General features: G+C 33.1%; 6 protein-coding genes. 2 read left to right on the forward strand and 4 right to left on the reverse strand.

Annotation, left to right across the window (positions count from 1 at the left end; translation table 11 throughout):
- Positions 1-166 precede the first annotated feature (166 nt).
- The gene (locus tag N9I19_RS23380) at positions 167-1,453 is read right to left on the reverse strand and encodes a histidine--tRNA ligase (protein ID WP_317779141.1); all 1,287 of its coding nucleotides are present in this window, start codon (positions 1,451-1,453) and stop codon (positions 167-169) included.
- A 372-nt stretch (positions 1,454-1,825) separates the two neighbouring features.
- On the opposite strand from N9I19_RS23380, the gene spoVB reads away from it, so the two are divergent.
- Complete coding sequence (gene spoVB, locus N9I19_RS23385) at positions 1,826-3,361, forward strand: stage V sporulation protein B (protein WP_317779142.1); 1,536 nt, start codon at positions 1,826-1,828, stop codon at positions 3,359-3,361.
- 278 nt (positions 3,362-3,639) lie between these two features.
- Here spoVB and N9I19_RS23390 read toward each other — a convergent pair whose 3' ends face one another.
- From N9I19_RS23390 to N9I19_RS23400, 3 genes are all read right to left on the reverse strand, one after another.
- Complete coding sequence (locus N9I19_RS23390) at positions 3,640-4,395, reverse strand: SDR family NAD(P)-dependent oxidoreductase (RefSeq protein WP_289320644.1); 756 nt, start codon at positions 4,393-4,395, stop codon at positions 3,640-3,642.
- 54 nt (positions 4,396-4,449) lie between these two features.
- Positions 4,450-5,232 carry a MerR family transcriptional regulator gene (locus tag N9I19_RS23395; RefSeq protein WP_289320645.1) on the reverse strand — a complete coding sequence of 261 codons (783 nt, stop codon included), beginning with the start codon at positions 5,230-5,232 and terminating at the stop codon, positions 4,450-4,452.
- A gap of 540 nt (positions 5,233-5,772) precedes the next feature.
- A complete protein-coding gene (locus N9I19_RS23400; protein ID WP_251437068.1) occupies positions 5,773-6,615 on the reverse strand; it encodes a LysR family transcriptional regulator in 843 nt (280 codons plus the stop codon).
- A 123-nt stretch (positions 6,616-6,738) separates the two neighbouring features.
- Here N9I19_RS23400 and N9I19_RS23405 point away from each other — a divergent pair, with 123 nt between their 5' ends.
- Positions 6,739-7,479, forward strand: coding sequence for an SDR family NAD(P)-dependent oxidoreductase (locus N9I19_RS23405; RefSeq protein WP_317779143.1), 741 nt, complete (start codon positions 6,739-6,741; stop codon positions 7,477-7,479).
- Positions 7,480-7,828: the final 349 nt, after the last annotated feature.

The following is a 7,828-nucleotide window of genomic DNA, read 5'->3' on the forward strand; positions in this document are numbered from 1 at the left end:
CCATGTGGTTTGAAATCCTGCGAATAAGCGAGTATTCGTGAGCATTATCTATTAAACTGAGGGAGTTCATTAAGAAATGCGTTCTTATTCAAGAATCGAGCCCAATTGCTGAAGATCACTGCAGCGCCTTAGCTGGTTTAGTTAAAATAAGAAATTTTCATATTCATCATTTATTAAAAACAAAAGATTCAATTCTTTCTTCGCCAGAGAACATATCTTTGATTTTAAATTGATTATTTTTCACTTCATCTTCCCCAATTATGATAACGTTACGAAAATTCTCCTTGTTTGCCTTATCTAAGGCTTTCCCAATCTTTTTGTTCCCAATTTCATACTCAACCTTGTAGCCTTTATTTCTTAGATGTCTTGCCACTAATAATGATTCTTTTTGCGTATTTATTGGGATTACATAAAAGTCCACAGTAGGATTTTCTAAGATTTTTTTCTTCGAGGTATTTAAAGCAGTATAAATAACATCTAAACCAAATGATATTCCAACTGTAGAAAAGTTCTCATTTGTTCCGATAAGTCCACCGATAGCATTGTCATATCTACCCCCACTACCAATACTTGACTTAATTGTTTTATCAGATAAAAAAATCTCATAAATAGTACCCGTATAAATCTCCAAGCCTCTTGCTAAAAATGGATTAAATATACATTGGTTATTGACACCAAGGAATTCCAAGTATGTTTCCAGTTCTTTTAATTCTTCTAAACCTTGTTTAACCTGTTCGCTTTGTGCAGAAAAGGGTTCAAAGTAGCTATAACTTGTATTATTTTTATCGGTTAAAAACTGTTTAATTAATTTGACTGTTGAAGGCTGCAGCCCCTGTTCAGTAAGCTCCGAAGTAACAGCTTCTAATCCAACTTTTTCAAGTTTATCAAGTATTAATACTACTTTATTAATTTTTTCATCTGATGTTTCAAACACTTGAAGCATTCCAGTTAATAATTTTCGATTGTTATATTGAATTATTACCTTTAAATCGAGTTTGTGGAATGCATCCAATGCCATAATCATTAATTCTGCTTCAGCTATTTGAGATTTAACTCCCACAATATCAACGTCGCATTGAGTAAACTCACGGAACCTTCCAGTTTTTATAGGACCGTCCCTGAACACTTTACCTATTTCATACCTTTTAAAAGGCATCCTCATTGTTGGATTCATTGCAACTACCTTTGCAAATGGGATCGTTAGGTCGTATCTCAATGCCAAATCTCTTTCTCCTCTGTCTGTTAATGTATACATTTCCTCTAAAATTTCAGCACCCCCACCATACTTAGAAGCCATTAATTCTGTGTAATTTAAAATTGGCGTTTCTAGAGGTTTACACCCATATTGGATAAAAACGTCTTCTAATGTTCTCCTAATATTGCTTCGTACTACTTCTGCATGTGGTAAATAATCTTGTGTTCCCTTTACATTTTGATAATCCATCTTTTTCATCTTTTTACCTCCAATTGTTTGTTTAAAAATAAAAAACCGCATTGATTAAAGTTCTTAAACTTAATCAATGCGGTTCAATGATAAATAGCCTTCCTATATACGATTTATAAAAATCGAATAGCAAGACTACTTGTTATGATGATGTAATTGTGACAGGGAAAAATTATTCAAAAATGATAGCATTTTGTCCACCTCTTATTTCCATTTAATGTATCACAATGAAAAGTGTATTTCAATTATTTATTTAATTTCTTAATTATTGCTTGTTCAACTAACTGCCCCGTTAGTTCTACAAAAAGAAAAATATAGAAAGCTAGTTTACCTTTATCCTGCATATATTCAAATATGGACAAGATAAAGGGTGAATAATTGATGACTAAACAAACTCTTTTTAAAGGAACTATGATTTTAACAGTTGCCGCATTCATTACAAAGATATTGGGATTCGCCAACGGGATAGTATTAGCAAATGTAATAGGTCCTGAAGGCGTCGGACTTATCATGATGGCAATGCCTGTTACTGGTCTTTTAATTACATTAACTACGTTAGGACTTCCCATAGCTATATCTAAACTGGTTGCTGAAGCTGAAATAAAAGGAAACTATAAACGTGTAAAAAAAATCCTGGTTGTATCATTAGTAACTACTAGCTTATTAGGATTAATTTTAATGATTATTGCAATTTTCGGTGCTAAGGCATTATCTTCACATTTCTTAACAGATCAAAGAGCTTATTATTCTTTACTTGCCGTTATACCGATAGTCCCTATTGTGGCAGTTTCTTCAGTCATAAAAGGATATTTCCGTGGCAAACAAAACATGACGCCAATTGCGCTATCCCAAGTAATTGAGCAAGTTGTTAGAATTGGGCTTATATTTTTTCTAGTTCAGTGGCTTATTCCTTACGGAATCGAATATGCTGCAGCTGGAGCAGTTCTTTGTGGCATTATTGGAGAAGGATTTTCTCTACTATATTTATTCTCTGTGTTTAAATGGTCCAAACATAAAAAATTCAAATTACACCATTCCTTTATTAAACAGATCAGCAAAGGTAAGGAAGTTTTCTTCGATTTACTTAAAACTGGTCTGCCGACAACTGGAAACGGCTTAATACAATCTTTGATAGGAATTATTCAGCCCATTCTGATTACACAAAGTTTGGCTCTGGCCGGTATTGGAACGGCTTTAGCTACCAAACAATATGGTATTGTGATGGGATATGCTATACCTCTAATGCTTCTTCCGGGTTTTGTAACTAATTCTTTATCAGTAGCTTTAGTACCAGCCATTAGTGAATCGAAAGAGAATAATAATCACCTTCTTATTAAGAAAAGAATTCAACAAGCTGTTAACATAGCTTTGATTGTAGGTGTTCCATGGACAATCATTTTGTACGTTTTTGCAGAGCCCTTAACGACTCTGATATATAAGTCACCGGAAGCAGGTACTTTTCTTAAAATCATGGGGCCATTCTTTCTATTACACTATTTCCGTACTCCCTTTCAAGCAGTACTTATTGGTTTAGGAAAAGCGAATACTGTCATGATAAATAATTTAGTGGCTTCAATAATATCCTTAATTTCTATAGCCTTTCTGGCTTCAAACCCTGAATTAGGGATTTATGGAGTCGCCTTATCTTTAAATATAGGATTGACCTTAGGTACATCCCTTCATTTCTTTTCAATTAAAAAATTAATTGGGCTTTATTTAAACCTAATCGATACTATCAAAGTTATTTTATCCGGTATTATTATGGGATACGGTGGATTAATTACATTTAAATATATTCAAAATGAGACTACAAATTCAATTGTGATATTGGTTATATCTTTAACTATTTCCTTGATTAGTTATCTACTATTTCTACTTTTTTTCAAGATCATTAATTTCAAAAAATTGCATAAGTAGCATACATTTAACTAACTTACTAATCGGTGACAATACAGTTGTTTAATTTTGCTTTTATAAAACGCACTTAACACCGTCCTATTATTCAGACGGTGTTAAAATTTTCTTTAACTATCAACAGAAATAAAGTCGTTTAAACAACTTCCTTAAGCAACTAACGCACCCGTTAGTTCAACAAGAAAAGCGAACCTTATTAAATAATCGCGCCCGATTTCTTTTAATAAAATTGCATTAAAAACTATGAGTATATAAAGTTTCTTTTTATTCCCATTACACAATTACAAATGACTTCCTCCGGTTACATCCATATTATGCCCCGTAATAAAACTTCCTTTTTCACTTGCTAGAAACGAAACAGCATTTGCAATTTCTTCGGGTTGACCCTCTCTTTTTAAAGCACTCATATTCTTTGCATTTTCTTGGCCTTCTTCAGTATGTAGCCAGTTAGCAGTTGAATCCGTGTCAATGATTCCAGGCATCACTGAATTAACCGTAATTCCTTTGGCCCCTAACTCTTTGGCAAGTGTAAATGTCATTGTATTAATGGCACCTTTTGTCATGCTGTATACCATCATATGCGGAAATGCAATACGTGTCACACCGGATGATAGGTTAATTATTCTACCATTGAACTCTAAAAATTCGATTAATGATTGCGTAATAAAATATGGAGCTTTAACATTCGCATTAAATAGTCGATCGAACTCATCATAGTCCACTTCACCAAATCCATTTGACGTAGCATGTCCTGCATTATGAACGATTGTATGTAATGTTACATCATTCTCTTCAATTAACATTTTTCTAGTTTTCTCTATAAATGCTTCAATTCCTTCACTGGAATTAAAATCACCTTGAATTAATTTCACTTGTCTGCCACTTAACTCAATTTCTTTTTTAAGCTCATTAGCTTTTTCAGTGTTTTGATTGTAGTGCAACAATATATTAAATCCATCAGTTGCAAGTTGGATTGCGACCGACTTACCTATTCCTCTAGATGCTCCCGTCACCAATGCATATTTATTTTTCTTCATGTGTACTCCCTCCTTTTAAAGAGAGTGTAAAGGTTAACCTAGGGGTAAGGTCAATTATATAGAAGGAAAAATAAATATCGAAAGACGCTTTGATGAATATAGATAATCGTCAGGGTTTAATATTCGTTCATAAATATAGGGTTCAGACCATTCTAATTCGTTATTTTCCATTATTTCTTTTATCTTTAGCGCCGACTCTTCTTGATAAGGATTTACTTCGTAATAAATCTGCGTCGTATCAAAACCAAAATAGCTTGTGTTAACGAAGTGATTTAATTTCTGATTTTCTACTTGTAGAGCGATGCTAACAGGATATATTTGATTATCAATCAGTTTATATTTAATAATCTTATCTTTCACACTCACTTTCAGCCCTTTAATCATTTCATCTGAATTATTCAGCGCCACACATATATTTTCATTTGGTTCTATATTGTATTCATATACAATCACTGATTCTATATACTCTTTTTTGACCTCATTATTTGATTTAGTAATCATATTACTCAGGATTTCTAATTGATTTATTGCTTGATTGGCAGCTTTTACTTTATTCATTTCTAGGTGAAGCTTTTCATCTATTAAATTATTTATCTCTTCATCTGACAATTTTCCATTCATGATTTCACGAATTTCATTCAATGTAAACCCAGCTTGTTTTAATAAATTTATTCGTTTAGCAGCTAGAAGCTGATTTCGATCATAATATCGATAATCATTATCTGGATGAATAAATATAGGGTTCAAAATATTATGTTTATCATAAATATACAAAGCTTTCCGTGATAAGCCAGTTAACTTGCTAAAATCTTTTATCCGAAGCAAATTATTATTCACTAATGAATCACACCTACTATCCATTCTATTTAAATTTTTCTTAGACAATCACTGGATAACCGTTAAACCATTCATTACTCGACGCGACTTTTTTCAAAACAGTTCATCTTTGTTTTAAAGCAACAAATACTTTGCTTGTTGCAGTTAATAAAGCTGATAACAATAACGCAATTACACCTTTCGTATAAATTCGATTTTCAGAAATATTCGCTTTTAGCCCCATTTATATTCCTCTATTTCCTATGTTTATATTAAATAAATTATTCTAATTTTAAAATAGATATCCAATTATCCTTAGAGTGTTGTTCAACAATCTGGCCCAATTGTTGAACAAAGGTCAAACAGCACTCTTCAACTATCCTGCCCCGATAGTTGCATAAAGAAAAGCCGCCTTAAAGACAGCTCCTATCTTCAGCTATAGCACCCGTTAGTTCTTAAGAAAAGCGAAACTTCTTCAAGAATCTCGCCCTTTAATGGAATAATAGACTAATTTCTAAGTGCATCGAATGGGAAACAAAGACTCTTCCAATTAATACCAGATTATAAGCTCTGTAAAAAACGAATAAATTTTTTTAGACTTTGCGGTTGCTGTTTTCTGTGTTTAATTACAAAATCTATCCTGATTTTTTCAGACAGTTCTTGATATTGAACTGTTTTTAATTCTTTTCGGCTATTTGCAATGTCTGCCGGTAATATACTGATGCCAAGTCCATCATTAACAGCTTGTATAATAGATTCGAGCGAATCAAATTCCATGATAGTTGGATATTTAAAATTACTTTTGTTAGAAAAATCTAACAGTATGTTTCTATAAATACAATCTGGGTCGCTATTAATAAGTAAAGTTTGATCTTGTTTCTTTTCAATTTGATTTTGCTTAGGTGAAATGAGCATGACTTCTTCAAAATAACTATAAACAGTTTCGAACTGTGAGTAATTATACGTACCATTTATAAAAACACCATCAAGTTCTCCATAGGAAAGCATTTCTTGTAACTTTTGCTTATCATTTGTTCTTACTTTTACATCAATATTTTTATGTTCCCTCAAAAAAGAAGAAAACAGCTGAGGAATTCTAACTGCAGAAATCGTTTGGGATGCACCTATTGTTAAAGGTTCCCTCCACTTTTTAGGATTAATTAATGATTTGGCTTCATCCATTAGTAGTATAATTTGATTTGTATACTCTAATAAAACGTTCCCCTCCTCGGTCAATGTTACCCCTCTATTATTACGTATAAATAATCTGACGCCTAGTTCATCTTCCAAACTTTTAATTCTCTGACTGACGTTAGGTTGTACATAGCCCAATTTTTCAGCAGCTTTAGATATTGATTGCAGTTCTGCAACATGTTTAAAAATCCTCAAATCATGGCTTTCCAAGAATACATTCCTCCACTGGTATCATTTAAAATGATATCCCCCTTATTATTCACTATTATCCTCTTGATTTACGTAAAGGTAAAATAGAACATATTAAATCAAACAAAGTAAGGATGATTTAGAATGGACTTAACAGATAAAGTAGTCATTATAACTGGTGGTGGCACTGGTGTTGGAAAAGCAACTGCTTTGAAATTAGCAGATGCAGGAGCAAAAGTTGTTATTAATTATAGCCGATCGGAAAAAGAAGCTGTAGAAGTTGTCAATGAGATTACACAGCTAGGAGGCACTGCATTCGCATTTAGAGCGAATGTAGCGATAGAAAAAGAAGTGAATGATATGGTATCCCAAACTGTTACATCATTTGGGACGGTAGATAGTTTAGTAAACAATGCGAGCATTACAGCTCAAATAGCTATGGATGACTTAGACGCCGTAACAGATGAAGTGTGGGATTCCCTTTTCAGCGTAAATGTGAAAGGAATGTTTCATTGCGTAAAAGCTGTTGTCCCTTATATGAAGAAGCAACAATCAGGTGTGATTGTTAACATGGGCAGCGTGGCAGGAACGACCGGAATAGGTTCATCCATCCCGTATGCAGCAACAAAATCAGCAATTCACACAATGACAAGGTCGTTAGCGATCGCATTAGCACCTTATATCAGAGTGAATAGTATAGCTCCTGGTGCAGTTGATACAAGGTGGTGGTCTGGTAATGAAGAAAAGATGTATCAACTTACGGGCAACTTACCACTTAAGAGAATTTCAACACCAGACAATATTGCAGAGGCTATTCTTTTTCAATTGACTCAAAAATCTATCACAGGCCAAGTTTTTACAATTGATAATGGCCAAACACTTTGAAGTAAAATAACTTATTGTTTTTACTTTTCTATAATGTTAAACACCCTCTTATTTGGCTTACCTATAAGAGGGTGTTTGGTATATTTTACACATAATTAGTTAACACAAAACTTTTCTAAAATTCTCCCTTTTGATCAACAAATGTTATTTAATTACCTGGTCCAATTGTTGAATAAAGATCAAACAGCACTCTTCAACTATCCTGCCCCTTTAGTTCCATAAGAGAAGGCTGATTGTCTGAACTGCACCCCTACATTATGCAGAAATGCAGAAATTCTGTACACTAAGCAGATTAACATAAAAAAGCCGATTCCCTAACTTTTTAAGGAATCGACTTTCTGTTATTCCA

It is taken from the genome of Peribacillus sp. CSMR9 (genome assembly GCF_033141925.1).
GTDB classification, from domain to species: Bacteria; Bacillota; Bacilli; order Bacillales; family DSM-1321; genus Peribacillus; species Peribacillus simplex_A.